14 protein-coding genes are annotated in these 15974 nt (G+C 75.1%); 8 read left to right on the top strand and 6 right to left on the bottom strand.

The features are described from left to right. Nucleotides 1-50 precede the first annotated feature (50 nt). Nucleotides 51-554, top strand: coding sequence for an OsmC family protein (locus tag BJ968_RS05275; protein WP_179749853.1), 504 nt, complete (start codon nt 51-53; stop codon nt 552-554). A gap of 4 nt (nt 555-558) precedes the next feature. On the opposite strand, the gene BJ968_RS05270 is transcribed toward BJ968_RS05275, so the two are convergent. Genes BJ968_RS05270 through add form a run of 3 tightly spaced genes read right to left on the bottom strand, consistent with a single transcriptional unit; the run spans nt 559 to nt 4456 of the window. Continuing rightward, the gene (locus BJ968_RS05270; protein ID WP_179749850.1) at nt 559-2070 is read right to left on the bottom strand and encodes a cytosine permease; all 1512 of its coding nucleotides are present in this window, start codon (nt 2068-2070) and stop codon (nt 559-561) included. Beyond that, nucleotides 2067-3452, bottom strand: a complete 1386-nt coding sequence (locus BJ968_RS05265; protein ID WP_179749848.1) for an NtaA/DmoA family FMN-dependent monooxygenase — start codon at nt 3450-3452, stop codon at nt 2067-2069. The genes BJ968_RS05270 and BJ968_RS05265 overlap by 4 nt, the downstream gene beginning before the upstream one ends. Then, the gene (gene add, locus BJ968_RS05260) at nt 3449-4456 is read right to left on the bottom strand and encodes an adenosine deaminase (protein ID WP_179749846.1); all 1008 of its coding nucleotides are present in this window, start codon (nt 4454-4456) and stop codon (nt 3449-3451) included. The genes BJ968_RS05265 and add overlap by 4 nt, the downstream gene beginning before the upstream one ends. 90 nt (nt 4457-4546) lie before the next feature. Here add and BJ968_RS05255 point away from each other — a divergent pair, with 90 nt between their 5' ends. The 4 genes from BJ968_RS05255 (at nt 4547) to BJ968_RS05240 (ending at nt 8487) form a co-directional block, all read left to right on the top strand. Continuing rightward, a complete protein-coding gene (locus tag BJ968_RS05255; protein WP_179749844.1) occupies nt 4547-5434 on the top strand; it encodes a LysR family transcriptional regulator in 888 nt (295 codons plus the stop codon). A 41-nt stretch (nt 5435-5475) separates the two neighbouring features. Continuing rightward, nucleotides 5476-6183, top strand: a complete 708-nt coding sequence (locus BJ968_RS05250; protein WP_179749842.1) for an FCD domain-containing protein — start codon at nt 5476-5478, stop codon at nt 6181-6183. 163 nt (nt 6184-6346) lie between these two features. Beyond that, nucleotides 6347-7684, top strand: coding sequence for an MFS transporter (locus tag BJ968_RS05245; protein ID WP_179749839.1), 1338 nt, complete (start codon nt 6347-6349; stop codon nt 7682-7684). A gap of 41 nt (nt 7685-7725) precedes the next feature. Further along, entirely contained in the window at nt 7726-8487 is a 762-nt protein-coding gene (locus BJ968_RS05240) for an SDR family NAD(P)-dependent oxidoreductase (RefSeq protein WP_179749837.1), read from the top strand. A gap of 75 nt (nt 8488-8562) precedes the next feature. On the opposite strand, the gene BJ968_RS05235 is transcribed toward BJ968_RS05240, so the two are convergent. Further along, complete coding sequence (locus tag BJ968_RS05235) at nt 8563-9633, bottom strand: aldose epimerase family protein (RefSeq protein WP_179749835.1); 1071 nt, start codon at nt 9631-9633, stop codon at nt 8563-8565. Nucleotides 9634-9697: 64 nt separating this feature from the next. Beyond that, on the bottom strand, nt 9698-10354 hold the full coding sequence (locus tag BJ968_RS05230) for a uracil-DNA glycosylase (RefSeq protein WP_218885515.1): 657 nt from the start codon (nt 10352-10354) through the stop codon (nt 9698-9700). Nucleotides 10355-10599: 245 nt separating this feature from the next. On the opposite strand from BJ968_RS05230, the gene BJ968_RS05225 reads away from it, so the two are divergent. After that, entirely contained in the window at nt 10600-10857 is a 258-nt protein-coding gene (locus BJ968_RS05225) for a DUF3263 domain-containing protein (protein WP_179756251.1), read from the top strand. Between the two features lie 415 nt (nt 10858-11272). Further along, entirely contained in the window at nt 11273-11476 is a 204-nt protein-coding gene (locus BJ968_RS05220) for a cold-shock protein (RefSeq protein WP_179749831.1), read from the top strand. A 54-nt stretch (nt 11477-11530) separates the two neighbouring features. On the opposite strand, the gene BJ968_RS05215 is transcribed toward BJ968_RS05220, so the two are convergent. Beyond that, the gene (locus tag BJ968_RS05215; protein ID WP_179749829.1) at nt 11531-13324 is read right to left on the bottom strand and encodes a hypothetical protein; all 1794 of its coding nucleotides are present in this window, start codon (nt 13322-13324) and stop codon (nt 11531-11533) included. A gap of 835 nt (nt 13325-14159) precedes the next feature. On the opposite strand from BJ968_RS05215, the gene groL reads away from it, so the two are divergent. Then, the gene (groL, locus tag BJ968_RS05210; protein WP_179749827.1) at nt 14160-15785 is read left to right on the top strand and encodes a chaperonin GroEL; all 1626 of its coding nucleotides are present in this window, start codon (nt 14160-14162) and stop codon (nt 15783-15785) included. The last annotated feature ends 189 nt before the right edge of the window (nt 15786-15974 follow it).

Raw genomic sequence — 15974 nt, 5'->3', positions numbered from 1 at the left:
AGTCTCGCGGAAGTTGCGACGGCAACGGCAGCGGGGCCTAAGCTTCCCCGGTGGATTCGACCGAACTGAGGGCCCTGCAGAAGCCGTTGAAGGACGCCTACCGGGAGGACCCCGCGCAGGCGCTGGTCCCGGCCCGGGCCGTGGCGGTGCTGGACGGCCAGTCCATCGGCGTCTCGGTCGACGGCTTCGCGGGCACCACCCGCGCCGGGCTGCACCCCGCCGCCGGCGGTGACGGCACCGAGGCGTGCTCGGCGGACATGCTGTGCGAGGCCGTGGCGGCCTGCGCCGGGGTGACGCTGCGCAGCGTCGCCACGGCGATGGGCGTGGAGCTGCGCAACGCCTCCGTCACGGTCGACGCGCACTGGGACGCCCGCGGCACCCTGGGCGTCGCGCGCGAGGTCCCCGTCGGCATCACCGACGTGACCATCACCTTCGACTTCTCCTCCGACGCCGACGAGGCGACCGAGGCCAAGATGGTCTCCCTGGCCGAGCGCTACTGCGTCATCGCCCAGACGCTGCAGACGCCGCCGAAGGTCAGCGTCCAGCGCGCCTGAACCCTCACGCCCGGGAGTCGTGCGACCGCGACTCCTGGGCGCGGACGGCGCCCCGGCCGAACACGGCCACGACGACGAAGCCGAGGGCGAAGGCCAGCAGCACGCCCAGGCCCGCGTACCCCCAGTCGCCGTCCCAGTACCCCGCGTCCTGCCCCGACGGCGGCACCCACGTCGCCAGCCCCAGCGGCTCGAAGAAGTACCCCTGCCAGGCCAGCCACGAGGCGTTGGCGTTCGACACCAGCCCCCAGCCGATCGCCGTCGCCCCGGCCATCGTCAGGACCGGCAGCCAGCGCACCGACCCGTAGCGGCCCCGCGCGTCGAGCAGCTCGTCCTCGGCGTAGCCGGCGCGCCGCGTCGCGAGGTCGGCCAGGAAGATGCCGGCCCACGCCGCGATCGGCACGCCCAGGGTGATGAGGAACCCCTGGAACGGGGTGAGGAAGTCCACCGAGAAGAACGCGATGTAGATCGCGCCGGCGACCATGAGGCACGCGTCGACGAGCACCGCCACCGGCCGGGGCACCCGCAGGCCCACGTTGAGCAGGGCCAGCCCCGAGGAGTAGATGTCCATGACCGCCCCGCCGACCAGGCCCAGGACGGCCACGACCGCGAACGGCACGAGGAACCACGTCGGCAGGATGTCGGTCAGCGCCCCCACCGGGTCGGCCGCCACGCGCGCGCTCAGGTCCGGCTGCGAGCCCACGACGAGCGCCCCGAAGACCAGCAGCACCGCCGGCCCCAGCGAGGACCCCAGCGTCGTCCACAGCACCACCCCGCCGCTGGAGGCGTCCCGCGGCAGGTAGCGGGAGTAGTCGGCCGCGGCGTTGGCCCAGCCCAGCCCGAACCCCGTCATGACCATGGTGAACGCGCCCACGACGGCCGCGGTGTCGCCGGCCGGGATCGCCGAGACCGTCCCCCAGTCGACCGAGCCGGCCGCGAAGGCGATGTACAGCACCGTCAGGACGGCGGTGACCACGGTGATCCAGCGCTGCATGCGCATGATGACCCGGAACCCCAGCGTGCCGCCCAGGACGATGAGCCCGACGACGATCACGAGGGCGACGAGCTTGGTGCCCGTGCCGCCGCCGGCGCCGAGCCGGCCCAGGACGGTGGCGGTGGCCAGGACGGCCACGGCGGCCAGGGACGTCTCCCAGCCCAGCGTCAGCAGCCACGACACCAGCGAGGGCAGCCGGTTCCCGTCCACCCCGAAGGCGGCGCGCGACAACGTCATCGTCGGCGCCGACCCGCGCTTGCCGGCGATGGCGACGAGCCCGACGACGACGTAGGACACGACGACACCGGCCACCGAGACGAGCGTCGCCTGCCAGAAGGAGATGCCGAAACCCAGCACGAAGGAGCCGTAGCTGACGGCCAGGACGGAGACGTTGGCGGCGAACCACGGCCAGAACAGGTCCCGGGGCCGGCCGTGCCGTTCGGCCTCGCTGACGGCGTTGACGCCGTTCAGCTCGACGTCGACACCGCCGACGCGCGTCCGGGGTGTCGTGGGGACCTCGCTCACGCCTGCTCCTCGGGGACGTGGCGGAACCGGGCCGCCGGGTGGTCGGCGGGCAGCCGGCGGCGGCCCGCACCGAAGATCGCTTCCCGCAGCGTAGAGCCTGCCGGGACGCTGCCGGGCTCACGCGCCAGACCGCGCCGGCGCAGCTCGGGCACGACGTGCTCGCAGAACTCCGCGTAGGAGCCGGGCACGACGAACGGGGTGAGGTTGAACCCGTCGACGCCGGTCCGCGCGGCGAGCTGCTCGACCTGGTCGGCGACGTCCACCGGGGAGCCGGTCAGGACGAACTCGCGCATCCCGAACCGCAGGAAGTCGGCCCGCGCCCGGGCCACCGTCTCCCCGGCGTAGCGCTCGACCTGCGTGCGCCCGCCCTCGGTGCGCAGGTCCGCGAAGCGGCCCGCGGGGTCCAGCGCGGCGAGGTCGATCCCCGTCATGGAGGCGAAGTAGGCGCGGGCGGCGTCCTCGTCGACCCACGACAGGTACTCCTCCAGGCGGCGCCGGGCGTGGTCGCGGTCGCGGCCGACGACGACGGTCAGCCCGGCCAGCGTCCGCAGCGAGGACGGGTCGCGCCCGTGGGCGGCGGCCCGGGCCCGCAGGTCCAGCACCTGGGCGTGCAGGGTGCCCGCGTCGCGGCCCTGCAGGAACACGACCTCGGCGTGGGTGGCGGCGAACTCCCGGCCCCGCGCGGAGGACCCGGCCTGGAAGAGGACCGGCGTGCGCTGCGGGGACGGCTCGACCTTGAAGTAGCCGTGCGAGGTGAACCAGCGCCCGTCGTGGTGCACGGGGTGGACGCGGGCGGGGTCGGCGTACCGGCGGGCGGCCTTGTCGGCCAGCACCGCACCGTCCTCCCAGCCGCCCTCGAACAGCCGGTAGCTCAGCTCCAGGTGCTCGTCGGCGACGTCGTAGCGCACGTCGTGCGGGGGCAGCCGCTCGCGGCCGTGCAGGTCGCTGACCACCGGTGAGCTCGTCGTCACCACGTTCCAGCCGATGCGCCCGCGCGTGAGGTGGTCCAGCGTCGCGAAGCGGCGCGCGTTGGGGTAGGGGCCCTCGAACGTCGTCGAGGACGTCACGGCGAAGCCCAGCCGCCGCGTCACCGTCGCCATCGCCGGGACCAGCAGCAGCGGGTCGTTCGTCGGCATCTCGACGGCCTGCTCGAACACGACGTCCGGCGTGCGGCCGCCCAGCACGGGGTAGCCGGGGGAGTCGGCGAGGAAGAGGACGTCGAAACCCCCCTCCTCCAGGAGGGTCGCCAGGCGCAGCCAGTGGTCGAGGTCCTTGTAGCGCAGCGTCTCCTGCTCGGGGTGCGCCCACAGGCCCTGGCTGGTCAGGTTCGGGCCGCTGACCTCGAACGCGGACAGCAGCAGCGGCCGGGGCGGGTCGCTCACGGCGCCGCCAGCCAGGCGGCCAGGGCGGTGCCGAACCGCTGCCGCGTCGCCGCGCTCACCCCCTCCACCCGCAGCCCGTTGCCGGCCAGCGCGGCGAGCTCGGTGTCGGGCAGCCCCCACACGTGCCGGGCCACGGCGTACTGGTCGGTCACGCCGCGGCCGAACCACAGCTGGTCGTCGGCGTTGAGGGTCACCCCGACGCCGGCGGCGTGCAGCTGCGGCGCCGGGTGCGAGGCCAGGTCCGGCACGATCCCCAGGGCGACGTTGGAGACCGGCGCGACGTCCAGCACGACGCCGGTCTCGACGAGCCGCTGCACGAACGCCGGGTCCTCCACCGAGCGGACGCCGTGCGCGATGCGGGTGGCCCCCAGGACGTCGACGGCCTCGGCGACGCACTCCCACCCGCCCGTCTGGCCCGCGTGCGCGACCACCGGCAGCCCCGCGGCCCGGGCGGTCGCGGCGCACGCGGCGAACCGCTCCAGCCCGGAGGGCTCGACGAAGCCCGCCGTCCCGAACGCGGTGACGCCGGCCCCGGCGAACTCGGCGGCGAGCGCGGCCAGCTGCGCCGCGACGGGCTCGTCCTGGTCGGTGTTGACGGTGACCAGGGCCCCCACCTCGACGCCGTGCCGGCGGCCCGCGGTGGTCAGGGCGTCCAGGACGACGCGCGTCACGTCGCGCAGCGTGCCCAGCCGGGGGGCGTACAGCTGCGGCTCGACGGCGGGCTCGAAGTAGAGGACGCCCTCGGCGGCCTCCTGCTCGACGAGGGCCTCGCACAGCCCCGCCAGGTCGTCCAGGTCGGACACCAGCGCCGGCACCCGGCCGTAGGCGTCGAAGAACTCCCAGACGTCGCGCCAGCCGTCCGGGCCCCCGGCCGCGCCCGGGCGCACGGGCAGGTCGACCTGCACCCCCCGGCGCCGGGCCAGGTCCAGCACGGCCCGGCGCGGGTACGAACCGTCGAGGTGCGCGTGCACGTGGGCCTTGGGCAGCTGGGCGAGGGGACGCACGCCGTCAACGTAGGCAGCACCGGCCCTCCCTGTCGCACAGGAGTCCCCTCTGAGAGCATCCACGGTGTGGATGGGCGCAACGGGCGGGGCGTGGGCGAGCTCGACGTGAGGTCGCTGCGCTACCTCCAGGCCGTCGCGCGCGACCGCAGCTTCACGACCGCCGCCGCCTCGCTGCAGATGTCGCAGCCGGCGCTGAGCCAGGCCGTGGCCCGGCTGGAGTCCCTCGTCGGCGGCCGCCTCGTGGTGCGCGACGCCCGCGGGGTCGCGCGCGAGGGCTCGGCGCTGACCCCCGCGGGGCAGGCGCTGCTCGCCGACGCCGGGCGCATCACCGAGCTGCTCGACCGGGCCCTGGTGCGGGCCCGGCGCGTCGCGGCCTCGGGGGAGCGGGAGCGGCTGACCGTCGGCATCGGCACCTCGACGCCGCGCTGGGTCTCCACGCGGCTGGTGGCCGACGCCCAGGAGAGCCCCGGGCTCGACGTCGTGCTGCGGCACGTGCGGTGGGGGCAGGAGGTCGCCGACCTCGTCGACGGCACCGTGGACGTCGTCTTCCTCCAGGTCCCGGCCGGGGCCGGGGCCGACCCGCGGGTGCGGGCCGTCGACGTGGCGCGGGTGCGGCGCGTGGCCGTCTTCGCCAGCGGCCACCGGCTGGCCCGGGAGCCGTCCCTGTCCATCGCCGACCTCGACGACGAGCCGATCGTCGACGCCGGCAGCGACCGGGAGGTGTGGCTGGTCGACCCGCGCCCGTCGGGGGCCGCGCCGCGGGCGGTGGGGCCGGCCGCGCGGACGGTGGAGGAGATGCTGGCGGTCGTGGCGACCGGCCGGGCGATGGCCATCACGTCCGAGGCCGTCGCCGCGGCGCACCGCTCCGACGACCTGGCCTACGTCGAGCTGCGCGACCTCGAACCGCTGCGCCTGCTGCTGGCCGGCCTGGCCGACGACGAGCGGCCGTCGGTGGCGGCGCTGCTCGAGTCGTTCTGAGCGGTCCGGGCCCGCACGGGGTCGGTGGGTACGATCGCGCGGTGCCAGCCCGCCCCGCGCCGCCGTCCACCCCCGCGCGCGCGTCGCTCGCCGACTCGGTGCACGCCTCGCTGCTGGCCTGGCTCATGGACGGCAACGCCGAGCCGGGGGAGTCGCTGAGCATCGACGGCCTGGCCCGGCTGCTGGGGGTGTCCCCGACCCCGGTGCGCGAGGCGATGGCGCGGATCGAGTCGACGGGCCTGGTGGAGCGGGTCGCCATGCGCGGCTACCGGGTGGCGGGCCTGCTCTCGCGCAGCGAGGTCGACCAGCTGATGGACGCGCGCGTGCTCCTGGAGTGCCACAACGTCTCCGCGGCGGCCGCGCACGCCGGGGACGACCTGCTGGACCGGCTGGCCGGGACGATGGAGCGCATGGCGCGGGCCCCCAAGGGGCCCTCGTTCCTCGACTACCAGGACTACCACCGGGCCGACAACGAGTTCCACCGGCTCGTCAACCACGCCGGCGGCAACCGCTTCCTGGCCGACGCCTTCGAGGGCCTGAACGGCCAGCTGCAGCGCTTCCGGCTCCGGCTCGTCCAGCGCGGGGTGACCGACGCGCAGCCGGCCATCACCGAGCACGGGGCCGTCGTGGACGCGCTGCGCGCGCGGGACGGGGCGGCGGCGGCCGCGCGCATGCGCGAGCACCTGGAGGCGGTGCGGCGCCGGGCCCTGGAGGACCGCGCCGCGGTGGGGCTCGACACCCCCGCCTGAGTTCCCCGCCGGAGCCGCCGGCCCGCCCGGTGGGGCCGGGGCCGGATCAGGTCGCCTTGACGCCAATATCCTATTGGATGTTAGGTTGCGCCCGCGGCGACGCCAGCCGCCCTCCCGTCCACGCGGACGGTCTCTGTGAACGACGACGTTGTCTGGAGAGCACGTGAGCAACCCCGCCCCGCCGGAAGCCGACCGCCTCGTCGACTCCGCCGTCCGCCGCACGGCCAAGCGGCTCATCCCGTTCCTGCTGCTGATGTACGTCATCGCGTTCCTCGACCGCAGCAACGTCGGGTTCGCCAAGGAGGAGCTCGAGGTCAGCATCGGCCTGTCGGCCGCCGCCTACGCCTTCGGCGCCGGGCTGTTCTTCGTGGGCTACGCCGTCTTCGAGGTGCCCAGCAACCTGATCATGCACAAGGTCGGCGCCCGCTGGTGGATGGCCCGGATCATGGTCACCTGGGGCCTCATCGCCACGGCCTTCATGTTCGTCCAGGGCGAGACGATGTTCTACGTCCTGCGGTTCCTGCTCGGCGTGGCCGAGGCCGGGTTCTTCCCCGGCGTCCTGCTCTACCTCACCTACTGGTTCCCCGAGAGCCGCCGCGCCTTCGCCACCGGGCTGTTCCAGATGGGCCTGCCCCTGGCCAACATCGTCGGCGGGCCCCTGTCCGGCGGGCTGCTGGAGATGGACGGGCTCGCGGGCCTGGCCGGGTACCAGTGGCTGTTCATGGTCGAGGGCCTGTTCGCCGTCGTCGTCGGCGTCGTCGCCGTGTTCGTCCTCACCGACCGCCCCGAGAAGGCCCGGTGGATGCCGGCCGAGGAGAAGGCCGCGCTCGCGGACCGCCTCGCCGCCGACGACGCCGCCCGCGGCGAGACCGGCGGCCACCTGGGCTGGGGCAAGGCGCTGCTCAACCCCCGCGTCCTGTACTTCTGCCTCGTCTGCCTGTGCATCCAGGCCGCCGTCTACGGGCTCACGTTCTTCCTGCCCACCCAGGTCTCGGCCATCACCGGCCGCGAGGTCGGGTTCACGGTGGGTCTGCTGACCTCCATCCCGTGGGCCTGCGCCCTGGTCACCATCGCGGTCGTGCCCCGCATCGTCGACCGCCACCGCCGCCACCGCGAGGTCGGCGCGGCGCTGCTCGTCCTGTCCGGCGCCGGGATCGCCGTCTCGGCCGTGGCCGGCAACGCCGTGCTCGCCATCGTGGCCCTGTGCGTGGCCGCCATCGGCTTCGTCACCTGCCAGCCGCTGTTCTGGACCCTGCCGACGCGCTACCTCAGCGGTGCCGCGCTGGCCGCCGGGTTCGGCCTCATCAACGGCCTCGGCAACCTCGGCGGCTTCATCGCCCCCAACATCCGCGTCTGGGCCGAGGAGACGTTCGACTCCACCACCGCCGGCCTGTTCGTCCTCGGCGGGATCGCCGTGCTCGGCGCGCTGCTGCTGCTGGGCACCAAGCTCATGAGCACCGCCCCGCAGGACGAGACCCGCCCCGCCGCGGCCGCCCGCTGACACCCCACCGCCCGCACCCGCCCGCACCCCAGGAGACCAGCATGGAGTTCCCCGCCCGCCGCACCGCCGTCGTCACCGGGGTCGGCGCCCCGCGAGGCATCGGCCGGGTCGTCGCCCGCCGCCTGGCGCGGGACGGCTGGAGCCTGGGCCTCGTCGACATCTCCGCCGACGGCGTGGCGGAGATCTCGCAGGAGCTGCGCGAGGCCGGGGCCGACGTCCACGGCGTCACCACCGACATCTCCTCCCCGGACTCGGTGGCGGCGGCGTTCGCCGAGTTCGACACCGCCCTGCCGCCCGTCGTGGGCCTGGTGAACCTCGCCGGGATCGCCAACCCGACGCCCCTGCTCGAGATCACCCTCGCCGAGTGGGACCGCACGATGGCCGTCAACGCCACCGGGTCGCTGCTCATGGTCCAGGCCGCCGCGCGCCGGATGGTCGAGGTCGGGGTGGGGCGCATCGTCAACACCTCCTCCATCACCGCCGTCGACGGCGGCGGGACGTTCTCCAAGACCGCCTACGCCGCGGCCAAGGCCGCCGTCCTGGGCCTGACCCGCGGCGCGGCGCGCGAGCTGGGTCCGCACGGCATCACCGCCAACGCGATCCTGCCCGGGCCGATCGACACCGACATCATGGGCGGCAAGCTCACCGACGAGCGCAAGGCGCAGATGTCGGAGGGCATCCCCGTGGGCCGCGTCGGCACCCCGGGCGACATCGCCGCGGTGGTCGCGTTCCTGCTGTCCGAGGAGGCCGGTTTCGTCAACGGCGTCAGCTACCAGGTCGACGGCGGCAAGCACATCAACTGAGGCCCCGCCCCGCCCGCGCGCCCGCGTCCCCCAGGGGGGCGCGGGCGTCGTGCTGCCACCGGGGCGCGCCGGGGCTCAGGCGGAGAACACGTACTCCGTCGTCGTGCGGAACTCCCCGCCCGGCCGCAGCACCGAGTCGCCCAGCTCCGCGAAGGACGGCTGGTTCACCGCGTCGGGCAGCAGCTGCGTCTCCAGGCACAGGGCGTCGCCCTGGCGGACGGGCCGGCCCTCCACGGTCCGCCAGGACCCGTCGAGGAAGTTGCCGGAGTACAGCTGCAGACCCGGCAGGTCCGTGCGCACCGTGACGGTCCGCCCCGAGCGGGGCCCGGTGACCGAGCCGACCTCCCGCAGCATCCCCGGCCCGTCCAGCACCAGGCAGTGGTCGTAGCCGCCGGCCCGCAGCAGCTGCTCGTCGGCCTCGCGCAGCCGGTCGCCGATCCGGGTGGGGGCCGAGAAGTCGAACGGGGTGCCGGCCGTCGCGGCGAGCTCCCCGGTGGGGATGAGGTCCGCGTCGACCGGCAGGTACCGGGAGGCGGCCAGCCGCACGACGTGGTCCTCCACGGACCCGGCCCCGTCGAGGGCGAAGTACGCGTGGTTCGTGAGGTTCACCGGGGTGGGGGCGTCGGTCGTCGCCGAGTGGTCCAGGCGCAGGACCACCGCGGAGCCCTCCGCGCGCAGCGAGTACGTGACGGCCGCCTCGAGCGTGCCGGGGAACCCCATGTCGCCGTCGGGGGAGCGCAGGGCGAACCGGACCCCCGGGACCCCGTCGACGTCCACCTCCGAGGCCGACCACACGCGCTGGTCGAAACCCTCCACCCCGCCGTGCAGCGCGTTGACGCCGTCGTTGAGCGGCACCCGGTGCTCGACCCCGTCGAGGGTGAACCGCCCGCCCGCGACGCGGTTCGCGACGCGGCCGACGACCGCCCCGGGGTAACCGGAGGCGTTCTCGTAGGCCGCGACGTCCGGCAGCGCGACGACCGCGTCGCCCAGGGCCCCCGCGGCGTCCGGCACGCGGACCTGCTGCAGCGTCGCCCCGCGGGTCAGCACGGCCGCGCTCGCGCCCGAGGGCAGCCGCAGCTCCCAGCGTTCCACCGGTTCCCCGCGGCGGGTCCGGCCGAAGGGGGAGCTGTGCACCGTCGCCGTCATGGGGCCGATCGTGCCCTACCCCTGCCCGCCGCCGACGCCAGGGGCACCCCGGCCCGGCCGGCCCTCAGGCCAGGCGCCAGTCGATCCCGTCCCCGCCGGCCTCGCGCAGCAGCGCGTCGACGCGGCTGAACGGGCGCGAGCCGAAGAACCCCCGCGAGGCCGACAGGGGGCTGGGGTGGACGCCGGCCACGACGGGCACCCCCTCCAGCAGCGGGGTGACCTGCTGGGCGTCCTTGCCCCACAGCAGCGCCACGAGGGGACCGCCGCGGGCCGCGAGCGCCCGCACGGCCGCGTCGGTCACGGCCTGCCACCCCAGCCGGCGGTGCGAGCCGGAGGCCCCGGCGCGCACGGTGAGGACGCGGTTGAGCAGCAGGACCCCCGCCTCGGTCCACGCCGTCAGGTCCCCGTGCGCGGGGGGCGCGACCCCGACGTCCTCGCGCAGCTCGCGGCCGATGTTCACCAGGCTGCGCGGCAGCGGCCGCACGTGCGGCTCGACGGCGAAGCTCAGCCCGATCGGGTGACCGGGGGTGGGGTAGGGGTCCTGGCCCACGAGCAGGACGCGGACCGCCTCGAAGGGCTGGCGGAAGGCGCGCAGGACCGCCTCCGGCGCGGGCAGCCACGGCTCGGTCTCCGCGGCCAGCGCGGCGGACAGCTGCTCCAGCTGCGCGCGCACCGGCAGCAGGGCCCGCGCCCACCCCGGGTCCAGGTCGTCCAGGCCCAGACCGGCCGGGTCCTGCGGGGTCTGCGGGAACCGTGGGGAGGGTGCGTCGGGAGTCACGCACGGGACGCTACCCAGCTCCCGAACGCCCCGCGACGCGCGGCGCGGGGTCGCCGGGAGTGTCGGTGGGCCCTCCTAGACTCGCCACGCAGCGGCCGGACGGGGCCGCGCCGAGAGGGGTGGGAGACGTGGAGCGGTCCGAGGCGACGGCGCGCACCGAGCGCGACCAGCACGGACGGGCGGGGGAGCTGCCCGAGGGGCTGAGCCGCCGGGACGCCGAGATCCTCGCCTTCGAGCGCCAGTGGTGGAAGTACGCCGGGGCCAAGGAGCAGGCCGTGCGGGAGCTGTTCGACCTCTCGCCCACGCGCTACTACCAGCTGCTCAACGCGCTCATCGACTCCCCGGCCGCCCTGGCCCACGACCCGATGCTCGTCAAGCGGCTGCGCCGGATGCGCTCCAGCCGGCAGCGGGCCCGCTCGGCCCGGCGCCTGGGCGTGCAGCCCTGAGCCGGGCCCGCCAGCTGGCCCCGCGCCGGGGCGCGCACCGCACCCGCCGCGGTCCGGCCGGCGTCGTGCTGGTCGTGCTGGCCTGGCTGCTGCTCGCGGCCGTGGTCGGCGCGGGGCTGGTCGTGGGTCTGCGCTCGCTGCTGGGCCCGCTCCTGGAGACGGTCCGCGGCGTCCTGTGAGCGTCCCGGGGCGCCCGCGTCGTGACCGTTTCGTGAAGACGCTGTTGGTCGAACCCTGTCCCACCAGCCCCTCCCCGCACTAACGTGGGCCCCGGTCGATCAGTTCGATGAGCACGTCCTCTGCTCGGGGAGCGCACGTCGGGCGTCGCTCACGGCCGCGTGGCCGCGGGCAGCGTGAGACCCGTGTCCGGCGCGCGCCGGAGGCGTCTTCCGCTCGCTGCACCACAGGAGAAGCAATGGCTCAGGGCACCGTGAAGTGGTTCAACGCCGAGAAGGGGTACGGGTTCATCACCGTCGACGACGGTGGCGCGGACGTGTTCGTGCACTACTCGGCCATCGTCGCGGACGGTTACCGCTCCCTCGAAGAGGGTCAGCGCGTCGAGTTCGAGGTGGGGCAGGGCCAGAAGGGCCCCCAGGCCGAGAGCGTGCGCGGCCTCTGACCGCCGGCCCGGGGTGGCGCCGCCGCCCCGGGCTCCCCGCCGCCCGCCCCGGGCCTACGCCGTCGAGCGCCCGCGCACGCGCAGGTGCCGGACCCCCGGGGTGCGGCCCGTGACGAGGACGACCTCGCCGGTCGCGGCGTCGTCGGCGCCCAGGTAGGTGTACTGCTCGCCGGGGTCGAAGCGCGCCGGCTGGTCGTGGCCGTCGCCCCCGCCGGGGCCCACGGCCGGCTGGTCGGTGCCCACGACGAGCTCGTCGGTGCCCACGGTGCAGCGCAGCTGCGCGCCGGTCAGCCGCCGGGTGCCGTCGGGTCCCTCCTGCACCCCCTCGAAGGTGCCGCCGGGGCGGAAGGTCAGTTCCAGGGCGAAGGACGTCGCCGCGCCGGTCGAGCGGATCGTCAGGTCCGCGCCGTCCGGCACGAGGCCGACCGTGATCTCGGTGGTGAGCTCCACCTCGTCGACGGCGCGGCGCTCGAAGGCCATGGCGGCGTGGAACCGGCCCTCGTCGCCGAGCGGGTAGGCCCCGTCCGGGGCCCGGTCGGCGGCCGCGAGCGGCTGGTAGTAGCCCGCGCGCAGGGACTGGCGCAGCACCAGGACGCCGCCGGGCCCGTGCTCCAGGACGGCGCTGCGGAAGGGGCCGAGGCCGAAGAACTCCGTCGACAGCCGCACGGACCGCAGCAGGGCCTCGCCGTGGCGCACCCGCAGGAACGTCGCCGAGTTCGCGGTGCCGGAGCGGACCGCGCGCACCGCGGGCTGGTCGCTGCCGCCGAAGACCGTCGTGCGGGTCCGTCCCCGGGCGCTGACGACCAGACCGGACGCGGGGTACGCGGCGGTGCCCTCCCACGCGAGCGCCGGCCCCGGCGGCAGGGGGGCGGCCAGACCCGGCCGCACCACCACCTCGGGCAGGTCCCGGCGGCCGTCCACGCCCCGCGACCGCAGCGTCCGCGCCGCGGCCGCGAAGTCGGGGCGGTCCTCCTCCAGGGCGAGCCGCCGGTAGTGCAGCAGGAACGGGCCGCCGGGGTGGCCGGGGGTGCGCTGGTCCTGGCGGCGGGAGTGCACCGACTCGACGTCCCCGTCGGGGTCCAGCAGGGGCAGGAACGCCTCGAGGTTGCGGCGCACCGGGTCCAGCAGGTCGGGGCGGTCCAGCACGTCGGCCAGGACCAGGAGCGAGGGGTTGGTGACGGCGGCGGCGTACAGGGGGCTGCGCTCGGAGTACATGCCGTCCGGCTGGAGGTCGACGCCCTCGGCCAGCCACTGCTCGACGCGGGGGCGGACGGCCTCGGGCGTCCCGAGCAGGGCGCCGAGCCGGGCCAGGGCGCTGGACAGCTCCCAGCGGTGGTTGGGCGTGTGCACCCCGCCGGTCAGCAGCGGCGGCAGGGCCCGCTCGCCGACGGCGCGCAACCCCGCGACGACGTCCGCGAGCGCCGGTTCGCGGGCCGCGACCTGCGCGGTCAGGCACAGGTCGTTCACGGTGAAGGCGGTGTCCGGCGGGGAGGCCAGGTTGGTGCTGTCGAACAGGCCGGTCGCGGTCTGCGCCGCGGCGAGCTGGGCCAGCACTCGGTCCGCGACCTCGAGCAGCGCCAGGTCGTGGTGGTGGGCCGAGGCGGGGTGGTGGAAGGCGGTGACGAGCGCCTTCAGGCGCGCGGTCGTCTCCCGGTGCGCGAGGGGGCTGAGCGCCGGGGCCCGGCCGGCCAGCAGGACCGCCACGCCGCGGTCCAGGTCGGCGGCGAGGGCGCGGGTGAAGGGCTCGTCCACGGCGTCGGCGGCGGAGGGGTGCACGGCTGCGTCCTGGGGGAGGGAGGGGGCGCCGGCGGGGGCGGGCACCTGCTCGGCGGGGCGACGGTGCGCCACCAGCGGCGACGCTAGCGTGCGGTTGACCTGACGTGAAGCCGTCCGGTCCGCGACGGCTCGGCGCCTCGACCGGTGAACCCCCACCGGACACCTCCCGCGAACTGCCGGCCCGACGACGGGTGGGGGACGGCTGAGGACCGGGGGACGAGGACGTCGACACCTGAGCCCCACCCGCACGAGCCGGCGTCCCGTCCTCCGCGGCCCCCTCGCCGCGGCCACCGCCGGTACCACCCGGACCGCCTGCGAGGTAGAGGGATCGGCCGCCGGTGGCGAGGGCGCGACGAGGAGCACCTCCCGGCTGTCGGCGCCACCCCGGCCGCGCTGCAGGAGTTCGTCGACCTCGACGACGACGTCGTCACGCCCGGGTCGGTGTGGACCTCCGGCGCCGACCCGGACGCGCCGCTCGAGAGCGGCCACGTCGTGGCCTTCGACGACGGCGACCCCGAGGACGCGGCGCGGCCGCCTGCCTCGACGGGTCGAGGGGGAGCTGTCGACCTTCGTCCGGTCGTCCTGCTGGTGGTCGTCCAGCCGGTCCTCCAGCGCTGCGTCGTGGACGCCGACCTCGACGCCGGGCTCGAGGACCGAGCCGCCGGCGGGGGTCCGCCGCGGGCGAACGGCCCCGGCGGGGGGTTTGCACTCGTGGGGGGAGAGTGCCAACATTGGCGTTGGCACTCTCGAGTCGAGAGTGACAGCACCTCGACCCGGGAGCGAAGCTCCTAGGCCGGTGCGGTGAGGTCCGCAGGTGCCGGGGGACGTGACCCCGGGGCCCGGGGACCGTCCGTCGCGGGCGCCGCGCCAGCCACCCACGCCCGTTCTTCTGGGAGGAACACCAGGCATGAGCAAGATCATCGCCTTCGACGAAGAGGCTCGTCGCGGCCTCGAGCGCGGGATGAACCAGCTCGCTGACGCCGTCAAGGTGACGCTGGGGCCCAAGGGCCGCAACGTCGTCCTGGAGAAGAAGTGGGGCGCCCCCACGATCACCAACGACGGTGTCTCCATCGCCAAGGAGATCGAGCTCGAGGACCCCTACGAGAAGATCGGGGCCGAGCTCGTCAAGGAAGTCGCGAAGAAGACGGACGACGTGGCCGGCGACGGCACCACGACCGCCACCGTCCTGGCCCAGGCGCTGGTGCGCGAGGGTCTGCGCAACGTGGCCGCGGGTGCGAACCCGATGGGCCTCAAGCGCGGCATCGAGAAGGCCGTCGAGGCCGTGACCGAGCAGCTGCTCGGCGCCGCCAAGGAGGTCACCACCAAGGAGCAGATCGCGGCCACCGCCGGGATCTCCGCCGGTGACGCCTCCATCGGCGAGCTCATCGCCGAGGCGCTCGACAAGGTCGGCAAGGAAGGTGTCATCACCGTCGAGGAGAGCAACACCTTCGGGCTCGAGCTCGAGCTCACCGAGGGCATGCGCTTCGACAAGGGCTACATCTCCCCCTACTTCGTCACCGACGCCGAGCGTCAGGAGACGGAGCTCGAGGACCCGTACATCCTCATCCTCAACTCCAAGATCTCCACGGTGAAGGACCTGCTCCCGCTGTTGGAGAAGGTCATGCAGTCGGGCAAGCCGCTCGTCATCGTCGCCGAGGACGTCGAGGGCGAAGCCCTCGCGACCCTGGTCGTCAACAAGATCCGCGGCACCTTCAAGTCCGTCGCCGTCAAGGCCCCGGGCTTCGGCGACCGCCGCAAGGCCATGCTCGGCGACATCGCCATCCTCACCGGTGGCCAGGTCATCTCCGAGGAGGTCGGCCTCAAGCTCGACACCGCTGACCTCGACCTGCTGGGCCGCGCCCGCAAGGTCGTCGTCACCAAGGACGAGACCACGATCGTCGAGGGTGCCGGCGACGCCGACGCCATCGCCGGCCGCGTGGGCCAGATCCGCGCCGAGATCGAGCGCAGCGACTCCGACTACGACCGCGAGAAGCTCCAGGAGCGCCTCGCCAAGCTCGCCGGCGGCGTGGCCGTCATCAAGGCGGGTGCGGCGACCGAGGTCGAGCTGAAGGAGCGCAAGCACCGCATCGAGGACGCCGTCCGCAACGCGAAGGCCGCCGTCGAGGAGGGCATCGTCGCCGGTGGTGGCGTCGCCCTCATCCAGGCCGGCGTGCTCGCCTTCGAGAAGCTCGACCTGACCGGTGACGAGGCCACGGGCGCGAACATCGTCAAGGTCGCCGTCGAGGCCCCGCTCAAGCAGATCGCGGTCAACGCCGGTCTCGAGGGTGGCGTCGTGGCGGAGAAGGTCCGCAACCTGCCCACCGGTCACGGCCTCAACGCCGCCACCGGCGAGTACGTGGACCTGCTCGACGCGGGCATCAACGACCCGGTCAAGGTGACGCGCTCCGCGCTGCAGAACGCCGCCTCCATCGCGGCGCTGTTCCTCACCACCGAGGCCGTCATCGCCGACAAGCCGGAGAAGGCCGCTGCGGCCCCGGCCGGCGACGGCGGCATGGGCGGCATGGACTTCTGATCCACGCCTGACCCGCACCACCGCACCACCCGCGAGGGCGGTCCTCCCCGGAGGGCCGCCCTCGTGGCGTTCGGCGCCCCGTTCCGCGCTCCCGTTCCCCGCTCCCGTTCCCCGCTCGAAGCACGGTTCGGGCCCTCCCGAGCGCGTCGGGAGGGCCCGAACCGTGCTTCGAGCGGGGAACGGCGGCGG

The sequence above is a fragment of the Kineococcus aurantiacus genome, from assembly GCF_013409345.1.
GTDB classification, from domain to species: Bacteria; Actinomycetota; Actinomycetes; order Actinomycetales; family Kineococcaceae; genus Kineococcus; species Kineococcus aurantiacus.
Note: the sequence above shows the minus strand (reverse complement) of the source record. Positions and strands in the feature narration are given on the sequence as shown.

Coding starts and splice junctions, on each gene's coding strand:
- BJ968_RS05235 (WP_179749835.1), bottom strand. CDS start 9,633: ATGACGGCGACGGTGCACAGCTCCCCCTTCGGCCGGACCCGCCGCGGG.
- groL (WP_179749827.1), top strand. CDS start 14,160: ATGAGCAAGATCATCGCCTTCGACGAAGAGGCTCGTCGCGGCCTCGAG.
- BJ968_RS05240 (WP_179749837.1), top strand. CDS start 7,726: ATGGAGTTCCCCGCCCGCCGCACCGCCGTCGTCACCGGGGTCGGCGCC.
- BJ968_RS05220 (WP_179749831.1), top strand. CDS start 11,273: ATGGCTCAGGGCACCGTGAAGTGGTTCAACGCCGAGAAGGGGTACGGG.